The organism is Streptomyces xylophagus (genome assembly GCF_000716435.1).
In the GTDB taxonomy this organism is placed as follows: domain Bacteria; phylum Actinomycetota; class Actinomycetes; order Streptomycetales; family Streptomycetaceae; genus Streptomyces; species Streptomyces xylophagus.
In genome coordinates, this window is sequence record NZ_JNWO01000007.1 from 469,958 (window position 1) to 487,889 (window position 17,932).

Consider the following 17,932-nt stretch of genomic DNA (forward strand, 5'->3'; position numbering starts at 1 on the left):
GGTCCCCACTCGCGGTCATAGCTGTGCCGCCGGAGGCTCCGTGAGACGTGCCGACACCATGGCCAGGATCCAACCGTTGGACAGCCAGGGACACTGCCGCACAGGTACCCGTTGCCCCGAGAGCAACATCTTCGCTCTGGGACACACTCGTCAGCTACGGCTCCGCAAGCGGCCTGTCCTTCGAGGCGGGAACGCCCCGCATGATTACCCACCGCGTCATGGCACAGAAAAGCCCGCTCTCAGCAGGCTGCCCGACACTTCGCAAGACTCTGGCGAAGTCCCTCGTAGCCGGTTGATGCGCCGAGGCGGAGCGAGTTGTCGTCGGGTAGCTCGTTGGAAGCCGTCGGCGCCCCGAGGCTGGCCAGCACCTTGTTTAGGCGCCCTAGGTGAGATCCACAGGAGTGTGCCGACCCGTCCGTGACGACCTGGACGGTCACTCTGAGGCGACGGCTTAGCCGAGCAGTCGGCGCTGCCGTGGCCGACCCGGAGGCCTCGGCGTGGGTCCCGTCGCGCACCGCGAGGTCCGGGTCCGTCTCGCGCAGCGCCTTGCACTGACTGCCCCCTCTGATTTCGCCCCCGGGCCGCATCGCCTCCTTCCCTGACTTTCACCACAGCCAACACTGCGAGGCAGATCCATGCACCGAACACTGGTCCCCGGAGCTGGTCCCCAAGCCAGCGTCGCGAGCCCCCTTGCTCGTTGGAGAGGATTGCGTCAGCGTCGCCGAGGCAACCGTGGCGCTCGCCCAAGGGCCGCCGCCGGGTCAGGGGGTCGGTTCGCCAGAGCTAGTCACGGCGTGCGTTCTCGAGCACCCCCGATCCTGGGTATCTTCAACAACCTGGGCCCTCACGGAACTTGATCAAGCCCTGCCCTCGCCGGCCAACGGCATTTCTCATAAGCCATGTTCACGAGTCCCCGCCTGGCTAGCATTGGACCGGACCGCAAAAGGGCACTCTCTGTGCGGGGTATCGGGGTCCGCGTACCGGGGGACTTATGAAGCGATCGATCGTATTCGTGCACGGCACGGGCGTGCGCGAGGAGTCGTACAACACCACCTTCGCCACTGTGCGGACCAAGTTTCACGAGATCCAGCCCGACTGGGAGGTAAGGGGCTGTCTCTGGGGGCCAAGTCAAGGCGCGAGGTTCATCCCCGGTGAGACTCCGATCCCTGGCTATGCCGAGTCCGGCGGCGGCAAGCAGAGGGTGGAGCGAGATTCTTCCATTGCCGAGTGGGGCGTGCTCTACCACGATCCTGGCTACGAGCTCCGGCTGCTCAGCCTGCGTCCTGCACCGAAGACGGGAGTAGTCAGGGGTGTGCCCCCCATCAAGAGCTTCCTCACCGCGGTTCAGGAATACCGGCCCTCATCCGAGCTCCTGGATCGCCTCGATCGGCACGGGCTACGCGCCGACTTCGTCACAGCGCTCAGCACGGTGGCCAATTCGCCCGAGCTGCGCGATGCCGCCAGCAGTGTCGACCAAAACGGCTACGAGCACCGGCACGCGGTGGCAAAGTCCGTCGTGGCCGCCACGCTCGCTGCGGCGCAGGTACGCGGCGCGGATGCCCTAGCCGGTCCGGCCCGGGATGCCCTGCTAGCCACCCTCAGCACCGAGTTGTCCGGAGGGAGCCGCGCTCTGACTGGCAAGGTGGGGAAGGCCGTGAAGACCTCCGCACTCCGTGCGGCGACCCGATGGACCGTGGACCGACGTGGGGCGTTGAGCGACGGCACGCTCCCCATGGTGGGCGACATCCTCCGATACCAGGCCCGCGGGGACGGTATCCGGCAATTGATTCAGCGGACCGTGGAACACGCCCCCGGGGACAAGATCACGTTGCTTGCCCACAGCCTCGGTGGGGTCGCCTGCGTGGACCTGCTAGCCATGGAGCGGCTCGACCGGGTCGACCAACTGATCACCGTCGGCTCTCAGGCCGCGCTTCTGTACGCATGTGGGGCCTTGACCGGGCTGGAACACCCAGCCACGCTGCCGGCGCACTTCCCGGCAGCATGGCTGAACGTCCACGACCCATGGGATCTGCTTTCCTACACCGCGGCCGAGGTATTCAAGGACCGCGTGTATGAGGTAGAGGTGTCCAACGGGCAACCCTTCCCCTTCGCGCATAGTGCGTACTGGTCCAACGCCGAAGTATGGAGCGCCGTCCGCGAATGGCTGAGCTGAACCGGATACATCCCGGCGATATTCATGCCGTCGTCGTCGGGCTGGAAAACTACCCGAAGGCTACTGAAATGAGCCTGCGGGGAGCTGCTGCTAACGCGCTGCGCTTCGCACGCTGGCTACGCGAAGGAGGTGTCCCGAAGCAGAACATCACTCTGCTTCTCTCCTCCCTGGACGAAAGCGTGCCGAGCATCACCGCCGAGGCCGAGAGCGCCGACCTCACCTGGCGCAGCGTCACCGCAGCCGAGGACATTCGCGAAGTCTTCGTCCATGAACTGGCGACCGTTTCCGGCGAGATGCTCTACGTCTACTGGGGCGGACACGGAGTCTTGGGCAGGAACGGCGCGGGCCCGGTGCTCTTCACTCCTGACGCGTGCAGTGTCGACCTGCGGTGTTTCGGTGTCGAGGAGCTACGTGAGTTCTTGACCCGTGACGACCTGTCTGGTTTCACGCAGCAGGTTCTGTTCGTCGATGCCTGCGCGGCATTCGAGGAGCAGTACCAGCTAACACACGGAACGGTGCTTGTTCCGTTCCCCCAGCCCTCTCGCCGCGAGGTCGACCAGTTCTTGCTCTACGCGGCACGGGACGGGCAGGAGGCCGAGCAGGACATGGCGCAGGGCACGGGGCTCTTTTCCCGCGCGGTCCTCGACTGGCTGGAAGAACATGCAGCCGACCTGCGCCCGGACCTGCCTGAACTCGAACTGGGCGTACGGACCTGGTTCGAGGAGCGATACACGTCCACGGGCACGCTGCAGACACCGATGGCCTACCGCTATCGCGCCCTCGACGGCACCCAGGAGTTCGGCGCGACTTTCGCGCGCGTGGACCATGCGGCTCTCCTAGACGTCGCTGGGACGCTTCGCACGGCATTCGGAGCGGACGAAGGTTCCTGTCAGAAGTACGCCGGTCGGATCGCCAAGGTGTGCGGCCTCGCACCCACCGGCGGCATGGACCCCGTCGAGTGGTTCGCCAGAGCTCTGCTGCGCACACCCCGGACGATGGCCACCTTCATCGAAGCCCTGACTTCCGACGGAGACATCGAGACCGCCCATGCATTCATCAAACTCACACTTGTCCACGGAGTGCCCGGTCTGCTTTCTGTGCATGAGCACGCCGACCTGTATCACCTGCTCGCGTGCTGGCCGAGGTTGTCGCCAGCCACGGTGAACGCGCTGACAGGGGCTGCGACTTCGGCCGTCGGTGTTCAGGTAACAGCGAACGGCGCTCTGAGCCCGGACGAACTCATGGAACATGTCGAGGGACTCGAGAAATTCCCCGGAGGCTACAGTCCAGCGGTGAAGGGGTTCAAGGTTCCGGCAGTCGTGGAGTTCGTCCAGTTCCTTGCCGTCCACACTGGGCCCGAGCAGGTTCCGCCTGCTCTGCGGATCAAGCTTGCGAAGTGGGGTGATCGGGTCGCCGAGCGACTGCTCGTGGATGCCAGCGAACTGAACCGCGTCCGTGGGAAGGCCGAGGCGTGGGACACCGCCCTACAGGCGTCGCACACATCGCCCCGCATCGTTGTTGAGATCTACCCCGAGGGCACGCAGGACAGCTACACATGCATCGTCTGGACCGCCCCAGGGACGGGTGAACTCTCCCGATATGGCCACACGGACAACGGAGTCCCGGTCACCTCCGAACGCGCCATGCGCCTCATCGACCGAGCTGCGCGGTCACTCACCACGGACGAGGGCACTACTCCTGTGGTGGAGATCGTGCTGCAGCACGACGACCTCCTGAATATCCCTGTGCACGCTTGGGACGGCGCCCCTGGCGAGCCACCACCCATCCTGCTGGGTGTGGAACAGCAGATCGCGCTGCGCTGCGCTCCAATGGCCTCGGCCGATAGGGAAGAGCGTCGCCGCGACTCCCTTAGGCGACGGTGGGCTAGTCGTTCCCTCAGCCAGGTCGTCTATCTTGACGAATCGAATGCTGTCGACGATCGACAGGCATACGGGACACTCAGCTGCGACCGCAACGCATCTCGCGTGGTAGTGCGCTCCGGTCGACGAAACTGCGCCGCGCTCGTCCGGGCGGCGCTTTTCGCTGGATATCCCGTCGTCTTGTGGGACAGCGCGGATTCGCACGCTCTCGCTACCGCCGACTTCGCACCGCTCCAGCCGGACGGCGCCCTCCACGAGCTGCCCGAACGTGTGCAGAGCTATTGGGCGCGGGCCCAAGCGGATGGCGCCCGCCACCCTCTGCGCCCCGCCCTCCTCCTGGAAGATCACGACCAGCAGCTTCCTCCAGTGCTGTCACTGACCCGATCGTCCATCCCCGAAGAAGAAGCGAGTCGCTGATGTCTGGCCAGACCGGTGCCGCCGCCGAGAATCCCGAATGGAGGATCTTCCGGGGTGACGGCGAAAAGCGCAGCACGGAGATTCCCGATGCCCCGCCGTGGCGGCGTTTCAGGAGCTACGACGAAGCAGCGGAAAACAGCGCAACGCCCACCGCGCCGAAGCCCCCCTATGTAATCAGTGACGACGCAGTCGACGTGATCAATGCGGCCCTACATCTGCGCCGGCCGCTGCTGGTCACGGGCCATCCTGGTGTAGGGAAGACCTCACTGGCCGACGCCATCGCCCACGAACTGGACCTCGGCGAGGTACTGCGCTGGCCAGTCAACAGCCGGTCCACCCTCCAGGACGCCCTCTACCGCTACGACGCCATCGGCCGCCTCCAGGAAAACGGCCCGCCGACGCCCGAGGGTGAGATGGCACCAGGCATCGGGCGGTACGTCCGTCTCGGCGCACTGGGCACAGCACTCGTAGCAGCCAACCGGCCCCGCGTCCTCCTTGTCGACGAACTCGACAAGGGCGACATCGATCTGCCAAACGACCTGCTCACTGTGTTTGAGGAAGGCTGCTTCGAGATTCCGGAGCTGTCCCGACTACCCGAATCACAATCGGAGGTCCACGTTTTCACGTCGGACCAGGGCCAGCAGGCGAAGGTACGGCGAGGATTCGTGCGCTGCACCCAGTTTCCTGTCGTCGTGATCACAAGCAACGGCGAGCGCGACTTCCCGCCGGCGTTCCGGCGACGCTGCCTACCCCTGCATCTCGAAGATCCGCGCATGGAGCGCCTCCGGGAAATCATCACCACCCACCTCGGGGCTGAGGCTCTCACGAATGCGGATGACCTGATCGACGCCTTCCTCAAGGAACGCGATCTCAAAGAACTCGCCACAGACCAACTTCTCAACGCCGTCTTTCTGCGCCAGGGCGGGGCCCGGCTGGATCCAGAGGGTTTACTGCGGACCGTTCTCCATCAACTCAACCCTGGCAGCTAGCCCGTGTTCACAGAGCTGAGGCGAGTCCTGGAGGCTGCCGGGATCGAGCTCGGTGACGAAGAACTACTCGACGCCCTGTGGCTGACCACACGCCTGCCGCAGGGAGTGGACGCACCCCTGGCTCGTCATCTGAGGGCAGCGTCGGGCACGGAGAATGACGGTGCCACGCCACTCCCGTCAGTTTCCGCACCAGTTCCTGACGTACAGAACGACGCCGCATCACAAACCCCCGACAGCTCACTGGGCCATCCAGAACACGGTGTCGCCAACCCGCACGCCCTCACACCGGTCACCGGCTCTCCGATATCTACGGCCTCATCCGCGAGGGTGACGCTCCTGCCAGGAGCGAAGGTCCTGGGTAACGACCTTGCCCTCGGTCGCGCCCTGCGCCCTCTCAAGCGCCGCGTCCCCAGCGCCTTCCGCACCGAACTCGACGAGGACGCCACAGCCGCCGCGCAAGCCGATAGCGGAATCCCAAATCTAGTCCTGCGTGCCCTGCCTGAACGCTGGCTCCGCCTCGCGGTAGTCATCGACAGTGACGTATCCATGGTGCTGTGGGAACGCCACTGCCGTGAGCTTCAGGCTGTGCTGGAACGCAACGGTGCATTCAGACAGATCGAGGTCCATCAGCTGTGCTACACCGCAGGACAACAGGGTGACGAGCACGAGCGACACGGCGTGTCGCTCGTACGTCCGTGGAGCGGCAGCAGGACTGGCACCAGGCCCACGAGAACGCTGACCGACCCTTCTGGGCGCACGCTCGTCATAGTGATCACAGACGGCGCCTCTCCCTCCTGGCGCGACGGACAGATGCACGCCGAACTGAAGCAATGGGCCACGGCCGGCCCAACAGTCATACTCCACGTGCTGCCCCGTTACCTCTGGGCCGGCACCGGCATCACCGCAGACACATGGAACATCACTGCGCCACGCCCTGGAGCCCCCAACACCGCCTGGCTGATCACTGATCCCGTGTTGCCGCCAGATCTGTCATCCTTCCGCCACGTCCCAGTGCCCGTCGTCGAGCTCTCGTCATCCGGACTGAAGGACTGGGCAACCGCCATCACCACGGTCGGAAGACCCGTCAAGCTACGCCTATGGGAGCCGCAGCCCCCAACTCTTGCGTCCTCCGCCACCAACCCCGGAGCCACAGCCCGCGCCTTCACCCGCTCGGCATCGCCCTCGGCAGTACGGCTAGCCGCTCACCTCGCGGCCATGGCTCCTGTAACGGTTCCGGTCATGCAGCTCGTCCAGTCCTGTCTGCCGGAACGTACCAGCTCGACAATGCTGGCGGAGATCTTCCTGAGCAACCTATTGCAGCAGGTGGCATGGCCGGGCCAGGAAACGCCCCAAGGGCCGATGAAGCACCGGTTGTTCGATTTCACCATGGAGGCGAAGAACCTGCTGCTCGACGCCGTCCCCCTCGCAGAGCTCGTCGCTTCCAGCCGTCGTGTGGGCGAACGGATCGAGCAATTGGTGGGCCGGTCACCGGACTTCCCGGCGTGGCTCGCCCCCTCAGCAGAACAACGGGAAGGCCGCCCCGAGCCGTTCGCCCGCGTCGGGAGATCGCTCCTGACCCGGCTCGGGCTTGACGACAAAGCGGATCTCGTTGACGACGATGCGCCCAACCAGAGGCCGGAGCGCAAGGCCACGCCCCCTCCCGCCACTACAGCACTCATCATCACTTCACTCGGTCTCGAATATCAGGCAGTCCGGGCTCACCTCACCGGCCGGGAGCAGCTCACCCACGAGGACGGAACCCACGTCGAGCGAGGCCACTTCGAAGGTATGAACTGGACGGTCGCGCTCGCCGAGTTGGGCGAGGGAGCTCTGAACACCGTCGCGCTCACCACACGTCTCATCTCCTGGCTGCGCCCGCAGGCCGTGCTGTTTGTCGGAATTGCCGGCAGCCTTAAGGAGGACGTCGGGATCGGGGACATTGTGGTAGGGACAAAGGTATACGCCATCCACGGGGGCAAGCAGACCCCGACGGGCTTCCTCGTCCGCCCGGAAGTCTGGGCCGGCTCGAACGCCCTTGTCCAGGCGGCACGTTCGACGGTCCGTGACATGCCGGACGTACGAGCGCACTTCAAGCCGATCGCTGCAGGGGACGTCGTCCTGGCCGACGCGAGGTCCGACATCGCACGGCACCTGCGCGAGAACTACAACGACGCGGTGGCGATCGATATTGAGGGCTCCGGCGCGGCTCACGCGGCCCACCTGAACGGGCAGGTGGACACGTTGGTGATCCGAGGGATCAGCGACCGCGCCAACGCTGGCAAGCGGAAGGCTGACGCCTCGGGATCACAACAACAGGCCGCCGAACAGGCCGCGTCGGTGGCGGTGGCGGTACTGCGCAAGCACCAGCTCCGCATGAGTTCCGCGGCCCTCGATGAGGGTCCCCATCAACTCCAGGATGGCGGATCGGCGTACGGCGGAACCCACATCGACTTCCTGGCGACAACTTCCACGGCCATACCGCCCACAAGAGCGACAGGCGGCGGTAAAGGCAGCAGGAGCGTCACTCACGGTCCGGTCCCCCGCACGACCGCCTCGCTGCCGCCTCGCCCCCTCGGCTTCACTGGCCGGTCGGCGGAGCTAGAACGCCTACTCCCCCACCTCGCACCGACCGACGACGGCACGACCGCCCTCCCACTACTCATCTTCGCCGTCACCGGCATGGGGGGCATCGGCAAGACCGCCCTGGCCGTGGAGGCGGCGCACCAGGCCCGCGCGAAGGGTTGGTTCCCGGGCGGAACGCTGTTCGTGGACCTGCGCGGCTACGACGACGACCCGGTCACGGCCGATCAGGCGCTACTGGCCCTGCTGGACGCGCTCGGCGTGCGGGACCGAGATCTGCCGCCGACGACCGAGCGCCAGTACGACGCGTACCGCACGCTGCTGGGCGAGCGTCGGGACCGGATGCTGCTGATCCTGGACAACGCGTCGGATCCGTCGCAGTACCTGCCGTTGCTGCCCGGCACGGACCACCACAGAGTGCTCATCACGTCCCGGGACCGTCCTGACGCGCTGCCGATCCGCCTCATCGATCTGGAGACCCTCGATCCGGACGATTCCGTGGCCCTGGTGACGCGCGCCCTGCTCGACACCGACGAACGCGACGAACGCGCGGCGCAGGAACCCGACGCGTTGCGCGAACTGACCGACCTATGCGGCCACTTGCCGCTAGCACTCCAGATCGCCGCGGGCATGTTGCGTCGGCGACGCCATCGGGATATCGCCTCCCTCGTGACCGAGATCCGAGATACCGGGGACCCGACCACCGTTCTCGACCACGGCCACGCTGGCACGGACCTGTACGGCCGGTCATTGGTCCTGCGCCCCGTGTTGGAGACCTCATATCGTCGGCTCCCGCCCAACCATGCACGCCTGTTGCGTCTTCTTTGCCTTGCGCCGGGTACCGACACCGGCACGGAGGCAATCGCCGCCCTCGCCGACCTTGACACAGAGGCCGTGCTCTCCCTGTTGGAGGACCTGGCCGCCACACATCTCGTCACGCCCGTACAGAGCATCAACAGTGCAGCTTCCACAGTTCGGTGGCGCGTACACGACCTGGTGCGGGCGTTCGGAGCGGGTGTGGCGGCCAGCGACGCAGGACTACGGGAGGAGGGGGAGGCAGCACGGGAGCGGATGCTGGGGCTCTACTGCCGATGGGCGGAGGCGGCGGATAACCGGTTGCGGTGGCTGCCAGGGATGGAAGAGCCAGAACTGTTTGCGGATCGGGGGCAGGCTCTGGAGTGGCTGGACAGCGAGCGGGCGGAGCTAGTGGCATCCGTGCTGTGGGCCCGTGACGAGAGTGAACGCTTCGCGGACATGGCAGTACGCCTAGCCGAATGTCTGGCGGAATACCTCGCTTGGCGCCGATACATCGACGACTGGATCACTGTCGCACAGGCCGCACGAGAGGCCGCCCGCAGGGCTGGGAACCGGCTGGGCGAGGCGATGGCGTGGGACAGCCTAGGCAGAGCCTTGCGGGAGGCAGGCCGCACGGCTGAAGCGACCCAGGCCCACACCCGAGCCCGCGACCTTCACAGGACTGCTGGAGACCGACGCGGCGAATCAATCGCATGGGACAACCTGGGCAACGCCCTGCGGGAGACAGGCCGCACGGCTGAAGCGATCCAGGCCCACACCCGAGCCCGCGACCTCTTCCGGGCCGCAGGAGACCGCCACCGCGAAGCCACAGCGTGGACCAACCTAGGCAACGCCCTACTACAAGCAGGCCGGACAGACGAAGCAATTAACTCCAGCACCCGCGCCCGCAACCTGCACCAGGCCGCAGGAGACCGTCACGGCGAAGCCGCGACGTGGAGCAACCTAGGCAACGCCCTACTACAAGCAGGCCGGACAGACGAAGCAACCGAGGCATACGGCAGGGCCCTGGAGACCTACACAGAGTTCGAGGACTGGTACAGGACAGGCCGGATCCTGGAAAATCTGGCCCACACCTATGAGGCCGCCAACCGCTCCGCCGAAGCCCGCACCGCCTACCTCCAAGCCGCCGACGCCTTCACTCGCGCCAATGCTCCGACAGAAGCAGTTCAGGCACGCTCTCGCGCAGACCAACGAATCTAAAAGAGGCCCTGCCGAAGGTCACGCCCATGTCTCGGTAAATCCGATCACGACCTGTCGCCTCGGGGCCGATCTGGCCAACCTTCGCTCCAACGCCAATCACCAGCCAGCACCGGGGCTTCTTTCCGCTGAAGAGTTACCCATTCCCCCGCCGCTACAGGCGGCCTGACCAGCCCTCCAACGCTCCTGACGCCCCATCAAGACGAGCGTCATCTCAGCGTCAAGATATCGCCCGTAACGCCTACACCTCACACGGACAAAACCGCAGGTCAAGATCCCTTCGCGGCCGGTTCAAGGATGGCGACACGCTCCATGTGGCGGGTCGTCGGAAACACACGGACGACTCCACGAACCGGCGGCTCTGTGCCTTACCGTCCGCCCCGTGGCGCACCTTGACCGGGTCAAGGTGCGCCACAGCCCCCTTCAAACACCCTGGTCCCCAAGTGGTCCCCAAGAATGATCAAGGGGCCGCTTCAGATCCTCTCTGAAACGGCCTCTGACCTGCGACTTCAAAAGTCGGGACGACAGGATTTGAACCTGCGACCCCTTGACCCCAGGAGTAAGAGCTAGAGATATTTCCGACACATATGGAACCAAAGCTGGGCGCAAACCGTGCGGTGGAGGCACTGCCGTTCGCCATCGCGCACACCGTATGGTCCCCAACTGGTCCCCGGATCCGCCGCTCTGACCCCAGAAATGAATCCGGGAAGGGGACCTCGGAGGTCGGATCAGAACCGGCGCCGCTCGTCAGGCCGTCGGCCCCGCCCTTCCAGCCCCAATCCAGATAGCCGATGCAGAGGAGACCCTCCAACTCGGCGAAACCTTCACCGGCCTGGACCATAGGCACCTGCTGGAACTCCTGGACGCGCTGGTCGTGGTCTCCCTTGCCGCATTCGCCGTCCTCGTCCTGGCCACCTCCGCCACGACCACGGCCCGCCCTGCGCAACCGGCCCGTCTCGTCCCGTTGACCTGCCCCGAAATTCGTCCGGCTCCTACGCGCATCCGTCCCAGACCACCAGTCCGGGACGCTGACCACATCCCGCACTGGATGGCCTCGCGCCACCACCAAGCTTGCCACCAGCACCGACACACCCTGCAGGACCAGCCATAACCAGAACTACAGCTGGCGTGTCGGTGGTCCCAAATCGCGCCGCCGCAGCCAGCTCCGTACTAGCCGCGAAGCCGTCGATGTACAAGTGGCCCAGTTCCACGGAGAGTTGGAAGTAGGAGACGGCTCGGTTGAGGTCGTCGGTCAGCGCGTCCGCGAGGTCCGTGAAGGCGTGGACCGTCTCCGGGTTGGCGATCGACGGCATCAGCACGTCCTCGTCGGTGATGAGCTGTTCGCTCCACTGAAGTACGGGGTCCAGGGGTACGGTGCCCAGCGTGGCCGTTCGTCCCAGGCCCAACCGGCCCGACCGGCGGGTGAGTTCGGTGTCGAACGACCTCAGCCACTCCGCCTGCTCGTTCCGCAGCCCGGGCCCGGACGCGTCGGGCACGGCCGCTCGCACGTATCTGATCCGCCGGGCCAACTCCTCCGCGTCGTGCCCCCATTGGGCGCCGACCCGCAGGATCCCGTGCTCGTGCCGCACCAGAGCCGCCGTCGCCTCCAGATGCTGCCGCGTCCAGCGGTGGAAGACCAGCCAGCGGGTGTGAAGCGGGCGCGGGGCGGCGTCGCGGCCCTTCGACGGTGTGGTGACCTGGGCGTCGTCGTCGGGTTCGGCGGCGCGGTGGCCCGCAGCGCGATGCCGATGGCGTACGACCGGCCGGCGCTGAGGTCGACAAGCGTCAGGTCGAACTCTCCGTCCAGCTTGCGGAACAGGCTGCGGCAGCGCTGGATCACCCCCTTGTCGACGGGGAATTCGCCGCAGCCCGGATCACCGGGCACCAGGCACAGCCGGCCGGTGTCGACGAGCGTACGGTGCAACACCTCGCGCTCGGCCTGCGACTGCACGTCCAGCCGCGCCGGCTCCGCGATCAGCCCCCGCAGATAGGCGTGCACCCCGGTGTCCTTCGCCAACCGGCCTACCGCGGAGCCGAGTTCGAACACCGTCGCGGCGGTCGGTGAACCGAAGTCGAAGTCGAGGTAGGCGACCCGGTCGCCGGCCAGGGCGCGCCGGTAGGCGAGGTTGGCGCAGGTCACGGAGCGGCCGGTGCCGCCCTTGTCGGAGGTTGCGAAGACGATCACCGGTGTCAGTCTCCTCTCACGGCCCGGTCCCGCGCCAGCGCGAGATAGTCGAGTTCCCGCAGCGCTTCGATCGCGAGCGCCACCGCGACGCCGGGTCGGGCGGACGCGATGTCCCGAGCCCGACGCAGGGCCGACTCCACCCCATCCAGAGGGTTGTTGGCCGAGTGGCCGACAGGGCGTCTCATCACTTCCTGCGCGTAGAGCTGTTCCGCGTCGCGCAGTATCTCTTCGACGATCTCGGCGAGAAGGGTGCTGCGTGCGAGCGGTGTGTTCACCGCCGTCGCCGCGACGACCAGAACCTCGACGACCCGTTCCGTCACATCCCAGGACGGGGCAGTGGAGGCCGCCACCCGGTGTGCGTAAACCGCCTCCGGCGCGTCCCACAGGCCGGCCGCAGGACCCCGGGCCAGGCGCCGATGCCACAGATGGTCCACCAAGTCGTCGGCCACTGACAGGAGTCGGTCGCGCTGGCGCAGGTCCGGCGTGAGACCGGCGAGTTGGAGCATACGTTTGAGGAGCATGGGCGCGTAGTCCGATACCCGCAGCCCCAGGGCGGGGCCGCAACGTTCGCTGCCCGGCAGCGGCACCAGCTCGCCGGGATCGTGGAGTTCGACCGTGCGGGCGTCCGCCAACGGCCGCCGGGTGATGCCGCCGCGAGCCGCCAGCTCCTCCAGTACTTCAGCCAGCGGCGTCAGGTCGTCGACCGGAGTGACGTCGTCGGCGCCGTGCCGGTGCATCAGGTTGTGTACGACGACGGAGGCGACCTGGAGGGTCGCGTAGTCCGAGTCCTCGCCCTCGTTGTACGTCGGCCGCCATGGCGGATCGGCCAGCGGCCAGTGGGCACCGCCGAATCTGGCGAGCGCCGTCCAGTAACTCTGCGTCAGTTCCCAGCGCAGCCGCAACGCGTGGGCCAGGGCCTGCTGTTCGTCACTCAGCAGTCCCAGCAGGAGGGTCTGGCGGGAGAAGAAGTCGACGATGCCGTCCATCGCCGTCACGGTGAAGTACAGCGCGGGCACCGGCTCCGCGACCCGCAGCCGATCGTCGTCGCCGGATCGCACCGGCCCCCAGGACCAGCCGCACTGGAACAGCAGCTCTTCGTCGGCAAGCAGCGGCCCGACGGACGCCTGCAGTGACAGGCCTCGCAACCCGGCCCGGATCGGCTGCAGTTCGCTGCGGAGCCGGTCGACGAGTACGTCTTCGGACTGGTGCCGCTGGCTGAGGGTGCGCAGTAGCGTGGCCCCCTTCGGGGAGTCCTTTCGGAACACGTCCACGGCGAAACTGTCCAGGAGCCCGCGTATCGCATGGGTCAGCCGGCGGTCGAGGGCGGCCTCGGTGGTGCGGAGCTCTGCGGTGAGTTCCTCGCCCCTGACCTGCTTGGCGAAGCTCTTGATGAAGGCCAGTGCGGACAGGGAGAAGGTCACCGACATGGAATACGCCTCCACCGTCTCCAACTCCTCTTGTCCGGGCGACGGTTCAGCCGCCGGATCGAGGGGGCGCACACGGCTGCCGGGCGGGAACACCGGTCGGCCTTCGTCGGAGTACGCGGCCAGGTAGTCCTTGACAATCCCGGCGAGGGCCTTGGGCGCGATGGCGAAGTCACCGAGCGGGGAGAGCGCCTTCAGCACGTCCGGCTCCGTGGCGTCCGGCACGGAGAAGTCCAGGACGGGGATCTTGAGGGCGGGGTAGAGGAGACAGACGAGCTGCTCGGCGTCGCTGATCGAATTGCCGCCGTCGCGGCCGGGGTTGCCCCAGGACTGCTCGATGAGGGAACAACTCAGGATGGACTGCCAGATCTTGAGCAGAGCACGGCGAGGCTGGATCAACACGGCGCACCGCCCTTCATCGCTGCTACTTGACGTGCCCGTGCACCAGGATCACGCCGCTGCAGCCGTCCCTGAGCGGCTGGAAGTCGACATTCACGTGATGGAACTCCAGACCGTTGCCCAGCTCCCACATCTCGTCCCGCACATCGACCAGCCCGATTCCGAGGGCGGGGAAGGACTTGCCGCCCACCTCGTAGCCCTTGGAGTTCTCCATGAACGTCATGGCGAACGGCGCCCCAGGTTTCAGCAGGGCACAGAACTTTCCGAGAGCCATGGTGAATTCCTCGCGGAACGTGGTGATCGACTCGGCGACGAAGAACATGGTGCCAACGTCCCACCTGGCTTCCGGAACGGAGCCGAGGATGTCCCACTTCTGGACGGTGGTGTGCCGACGCAGCCTCTCCCGAGGCCGTTCGACCGACCGGTAAACCTCTTGCTCGGTCAAGACTTTCCAGTAGCTGTCCCAGTTCGCCGAATACTCCCTCAGCTGACGGGTGAGCCATATCCGGTTGGCCCCGGAGAAGTCCAGCAGGCTTATCTCCCGGCAGAACGGGAGCATCGCGAGGGCCGGGTAGAGGTTGGTTCCGGTGCCGACGTCGACGCCCCGAGTGTCCGTATCGAAGGAGTGGCCGCACAGGAAGTCGCGCACGATGTTCAGAATTTTTCGGTCCTCGTCGTGCAAGGCCGCGTAATTGTGCTCCAGGTAGTCTTCTGAGTCGAAAGAATCCCAGTCGTACGCAGCGTTCCCTGCCATACGTCTCCCCGGGTCGGCCCCGCCTGGAAGGTCGAGGGTACTACCAAATCCCTTAGCCTGGTGCTACTTTATGGGGATCTTTACGGCACTCTCGCGAGAAGGATCAAGCCTTTGTCCTCAGGTACGTCACCCAGCGGGCAAGACCGGCTCCAGGCCCCCGAGGAAAAGGATCTTCCCGAGTTGTACCGTCTCGACCATGAAGTGCTTGGGGAGGACGAGGGCTACAGCTACCTGTTTCTCAGGCAGCTCTTCGACATCCATCGGCATGATTTCCTTCTGCTGGAGCACGATGGTGCGTTGAGGGGATATGCGCTGCCTATTCACGTTTTCGGTGATGACCATGCTTCCCTGCTGGCGCTCGGCATCTTTCCCGAATGGCAGAGAAAGGGCCACGGCCGGGCCCTCCTGGATGCCGCCGTACGACATTCCAAGGCCACCGGCGCCTGCCGGATGAATCTCGTGGTGCGGCCGGACAACGAAGCAGCGCGACGCCTCTACGGCAGATACGGATTCCATGACGTCGGATTCGTCAAGGACTATTACGGGCCTGGACGCGATCGGGTCCTAATGACTTTGGTGTTTGGCTGACGGTTCCGGTTCGGGAGACGAGGCGATGTCCGGAAGAAACGGCACGGCAGAGGGCGGGTCTTGGGCGGACGGTCAGGCGCGGTCCTGGCTCATCCTGGCCCTGGGGGTCGTGACCACGGGATTCGGCGTGGCCTTCGCCGCCGCCGCAGTCGACGACCACGGCAAGATCTCGCTGCCCAATCAGGAGATCTCCGGTGTGCTCATCGCGATCGGTGGAGGGATCGTCGGTGCCGTCATCAGCATCATGGTCGCCCGGGCCTCGGACCGGGCGACCCTCCGGCACTTGACGGACGTGCTGGAGGGCTCCCTGACCAGCACGCTGCGTTCGGAGAACGCCCGGCTGGCCTCGGCCCGGCAGTTGTGGCACCACTACTTCCTGACCAAACTGCGCGGCCAGTACGTCTGGCACTACGAGCAGTATCCGTTCCACCTCAGCGCCCATGTCGGGTCCCTGGCGGTGGAGGTCGACGTCGAGACGGACAGCGGCCACACGCAGAAATACCTGGTGGAGGCTTTCGTACGGCATGAGCGGCTGACCATAGTGAGCCGCAAGGCCGGGGAGGAGGCCAATGTCTTCGAGGAGATCTACCCGCAGTTCGACGGTGAGCTCTCCGAGTACTTCGGGCTCGGTGTCGTGCGGACCTGGGATGCCACGAACATCGTCACTAAGGTGATCCTCAGCCGGAATCCGCTCAGATCCAGCACGGGCAGCCCGCTCGTGTCCAGCAGGGACAGCCCCTTGCCCCAGGAGGACTTCGCCGAGTTGGACCGCATCTGGGAGCAAGGCTTCAAGCGGCTCAACGAGGTGCTGCCGGACTGCCTGTGAAACGCCTAGCCTTGATGTTCGGGGCGCCCTTGCGGGAGATGACCGGCAGGATCCGGCGCTTGCGCAGCTCCTCGCGGTGGGGGTTGGAGTCGTAGCCCTTGTCGCCGAGCAGCGGATCGGGGCGGCGGCGTGGCCAGCCGGGACGGCCGGCCACGGGCAGCCCCTGTTCGCCGCCTGCCAAAATCCGTGGCGGGCCTCATATTGCATGCGGCATACAAACTCGGTTTGCCCGTCGAGCATGAACTGCGTGCAGCACCCGTAGCGCGAAATCAGCTCCTCGCCCACCGCCGCCGCTCATCAAATAACCTGACCAGCCCGACAATGCACCTGACACCCCATCAAAACGAACGTCAAGACACTGCCAGCAACGCCCACACTGCGCACTCACAAAACCGCAGGCCAGAAACCCTTCGCGGTCCGTTCAAGGGTCGCGACACACCCCATATAGCGGGTCATCGGAAACACATAGACGACTCCACGAACCGCCCGCCCTGCGCCTTACCGACCACCCCGTGGCATACCTTGACCGGGTCAAAGTGCGCCACAGCGCCCGTCAAGGGCCCTGGTCCCCAAGTGGTCCCCAGGAATGATCAAAGGGCCGCTTCAGATCTCCTCTGAAACGGCCCCTGACCTGCGACTTCGTAAAGTCGGGACGACAGGATTTGAACCTGCGACCCCTTGACCCCCAGTCAAGTGCGCTACCAAGCTGCGCCACGTCCCGGTCGCGCCGCACCCGTTTGTCCGGGTGAACGCGCAGGTTAACCCTACCCCATGTGCCGGGTCACTTCGGCGGGGTCGGGGTGTCGTGGGTGCGGTACATCGCCTGGATGTCCAGCTCCAGTTGGACGGTGGGGCCGACGACGGCGATGCCGCGGGCGAGCATGCTGCGCCAGTTCAACGTGTAGTCCTCGCGGTGCAGTTCGGCCGTGGCGAGGGCCGCGCAGCGGAGTTCCTCGGCGTAGCCGCCGTTGACCGTGCCGAGGTAGGTGGTGTCGAGGTTCACCGAGCGGCTCACGCCGTGCATCGTCAGCGAACCCTGCAACGTCCACTTGCTGCCGCCCCGGTAGGCGAACCGGGTGCTGGCGAAGTCGATGTACGGGTAGCGCTCGACGTCGAGGAAGTCGCCGGAGCGCAGGTGGTTGTCGCGCGTGGTGTTGCCGGTGGTGATGCTGGACGCGTCGATGCGGACGTGGACGCGGGAGTCGGTCATCTCCTGGGCGATCTGGATGCCGCCCTGGAAACGCTCGAACCGGCCGTGGACGTGGGCCATGCCGACGTGCTTGGCGATGAAGCGGATCGCGGTGTGCGGCGGGTCGAAGAGCCAGGTGCCGGGCGGCGGGAGTTCCTGGGCGCGGCCGGGCTGGAGCCAGACGCGTTCCGTGGGCTCGGCGATTCCGGCGACGATCTCCACCGTCTCCTGGTGCGGTTGGAGTCCCTGGGCCGAGACGAGGAGGCTGTAGCGGCCGGGCGGCAGGGCCGCGAGGAAGAAGCCGTACGGGTCGGTCGTGCCGGAGGCGGTGACGCGGTGGGAGTCCAGGGCCGTCACCGTGACCTCGGCGGCTGCCATGGGCACGCCCATCGGGTCGACGATCTCGCGGGCGAATCCGCCCGCGCCGGGCGGGAAGGGGAGCGAGAGGCCCGACGCCGTGGCGGGACCGCCTTGGGGCAGCCAGCGCCTGAGCAGTGCGAGGGCCATGATGATCA

12 protein-coding genes, 1 tRNA gene and 1 pseudogene are annotated in these 17,932 nt (G+C 66.1%); 7 read left to right on the plus strand and 7 right to left on the minus strand.

The features are described 5' to 3' along the window. Positions 1 to 991 precede the first annotated feature (991 nt). The 5 genes and pseudogenes from OO70_RS51255 (at position 992) to OO70_RS17120 (ending at position 10,055) form a co-directional block, all read left to right on the plus strand. Positions 992 to 2,173 (plus strand): hypothetical protein, encoded by a 1,182-nt coding sequence (locus tag OO70_RS51255; protein ID WP_051741308.1) that lies wholly within the window; start codon positions 992 to 994, stop codon positions 2,171 to 2,173. Then, positions 2,161 to 4,470 carry a VMAP-C domain-containing protein gene (locus OO70_RS17105; protein ID WP_043671103.1) on the plus strand — a complete coding sequence of 770 codons (2,310 nt, stop codon included), beginning with the start codon at positions 2,161 to 2,163 and terminating at the stop codon, positions 4,468 to 4,470. Before OO70_RS51255 ends, OO70_RS17105 begins: the two co-directional genes overlap by 13 nt. Continuing rightward, positions 4,470 to 5,459 carry an AAA family ATPase gene (locus tag OO70_RS17110; protein WP_043671107.1) on the plus strand — a complete coding sequence of 330 codons (990 nt, stop codon included), beginning with the start codon at positions 4,470 to 4,472 and terminating at the stop codon, positions 5,457 to 5,459. Before OO70_RS17105 ends, OO70_RS17110 begins: the two co-directional genes overlap by 1 nt. A gap of 105 nt (positions 5,460 to 5,564) precedes the next feature. Then, positions 5,565 to 7,757 (plus strand): annotated as a pseudogene (locus tag OO70_RS56855) (SAV_2336 N-terminal domain-related protein); the annotation flags it as partial. A gap of 75 nt (positions 7,758 to 7,832) precedes the next feature. After that, the gene (locus OO70_RS17120; RefSeq protein WP_407702814.1) at positions 7,833 to 10,055 is read left to right on the plus strand and encodes a tetratricopeptide repeat protein; all 2,223 of its coding nucleotides are present in this window, start codon (positions 7,833 to 7,835) and stop codon (positions 10,053 to 10,055) included. A gap of 989 nt (positions 10,056 to 11,044) precedes the next feature. Here OO70_RS17120 and OO70_RS56860 read toward each other — a convergent pair. The 4 genes from OO70_RS56860 to OO70_RS17135 are packed head-to-tail and all read right to left on the minus strand — an operon-like array spanning position 11,045 to position 14,814. Then, on the minus strand, positions 11,045 to 11,548 hold the full coding sequence (locus OO70_RS56860) for a hypothetical protein (RefSeq protein ID WP_063749721.1): 504 nt from the start codon (positions 11,546 to 11,548) through the stop codon (positions 11,045 to 11,047). Then, a complete protein-coding gene (locus OO70_RS17125) occupies positions 11,497 to 12,237 on the minus strand; it encodes an SCO2523 family variant P-loop protein (protein ID WP_063749722.1) in 741 nt (246 codons plus the stop codon). Before OO70_RS17125 ends, OO70_RS56860 begins: the two co-directional genes overlap by 52 nt. Positions 12,238 to 12,242: 5 nt before the next feature. Continuing rightward, on the minus strand, positions 12,243 to 14,063 hold the full coding sequence (locus tag OO70_RS17130; RefSeq protein ID WP_043671113.1) for an SCO2524 family protein: 1,821 nt from the start codon (positions 14,061 to 14,063) through the stop codon (positions 12,243 to 12,245). A 22-nt stretch (positions 14,064 to 14,085) separates the two neighbouring features. Beyond that, positions 14,086 to 14,814, minus strand: a complete 729-nt coding sequence (locus tag OO70_RS17135) for an SCO2525 family SAM-dependent methyltransferase (RefSeq protein WP_043671116.1) — start codon at positions 14,812 to 14,814, stop codon at positions 14,086 to 14,088. A 180-nt stretch (positions 14,815 to 14,994) separates the two neighbouring features. Between OO70_RS17135 and OO70_RS52470 the strand changes: the two genes are divergently transcribed. After that, complete coding sequence (locus OO70_RS52470; RefSeq protein ID WP_158711484.1) at positions 14,995 to 15,402, plus strand: GNAT family N-acetyltransferase; 408 nt, start codon at positions 14,995 to 14,997, stop codon at positions 15,400 to 15,402. 25 nt (positions 15,403 to 15,427) lie between these two features. Further along, a complete protein-coding gene (locus tag OO70_RS17145; RefSeq protein WP_043671119.1) occupies positions 15,428 to 16,228 on the plus strand; it encodes a hypothetical protein in 801 nt (266 codons plus the stop codon). Here OO70_RS17145 and OO70_RS54625 read toward each other — a convergent pair. From OO70_RS54625 to OO70_RS17155, 3 genes are all read right to left on the minus strand, one after another. Continuing rightward, positions 16,200 to 16,382 carry a hypothetical protein gene (locus OO70_RS54625; protein ID WP_158711485.1) on the minus strand — a complete coding sequence of 61 codons (183 nt, stop codon included), beginning with the start codon at positions 16,380 to 16,382 and terminating at the stop codon, positions 16,200 to 16,202. The genes OO70_RS17145 and OO70_RS54625 overlap by 29 nt on opposite strands. A 493-nt stretch (positions 16,383 to 16,875) precedes the next feature. Next, positions 16,876 to 16,949: transfer RNA gene (locus OO70_RS17150), tRNA-Pro, on the minus strand. Positions 16,950 to 17,009: 60 nt separating this feature from the next. Beyond that, complete coding sequence (locus OO70_RS17155) at positions 17,010 to 17,924, minus strand: YceI family protein (RefSeq protein ID WP_043672635.1); 915 nt, start codon at positions 17,922 to 17,924, stop codon at positions 17,010 to 17,012. Positions 17,925 to 17,932: the final 8 nt, after the last annotated feature.

Excerpts from the sequence above, each read along its gene's own strand:
- OO70_RS51255 (WP_051741308.1), top strand. The coding sequence starts at position 992 with ATGAAGCGATCGATCGTATTCGTGCACGGCACGGGCGTGCGCGAGGAG.
- OO70_RS17105 (WP_043671103.1), top strand. The coding sequence starts at position 2,161 with ATGGCTGAGCTGAACCGGATACATCCCGGCGATATTCATGCCGTCGTC.
- OO70_RS17110 (WP_043671107.1), top strand. The coding sequence starts at position 4,470 with ATGTCTGGCCAGACCGGTGCCGCCGCCGAGAATCCCGAATGGAGGATC.
- OO70_RS17120 (WP_407702814.1), top strand. The coding sequence starts at position 7,833 with ATGAGTTCCGCGGCCCTCGATGAGGGTCCCCATCAACTCCAGGATGGC.
- OO70_RS17135 (WP_043671116.1), bottom strand. The coding sequence starts at position 14,814 with ATGGCAGGGAACGCTGCGTACGACTGGGATTCTTTCGACTCAGAAGAC.
- OO70_RS17145 (WP_043671119.1), top strand. The coding sequence starts at position 15,428 with ATGTCCGGAAGAAACGGCACGGCAGAGGGCGGGTCTTGGGCGGACGGT.
- OO70_RS17155 (WP_043672635.1), bottom strand. The coding sequence starts at position 17,924 with ATGGCCCTCGCACTGCTCAGGCGCTGGCTGCCCCAAGGCGGTCCCGCC.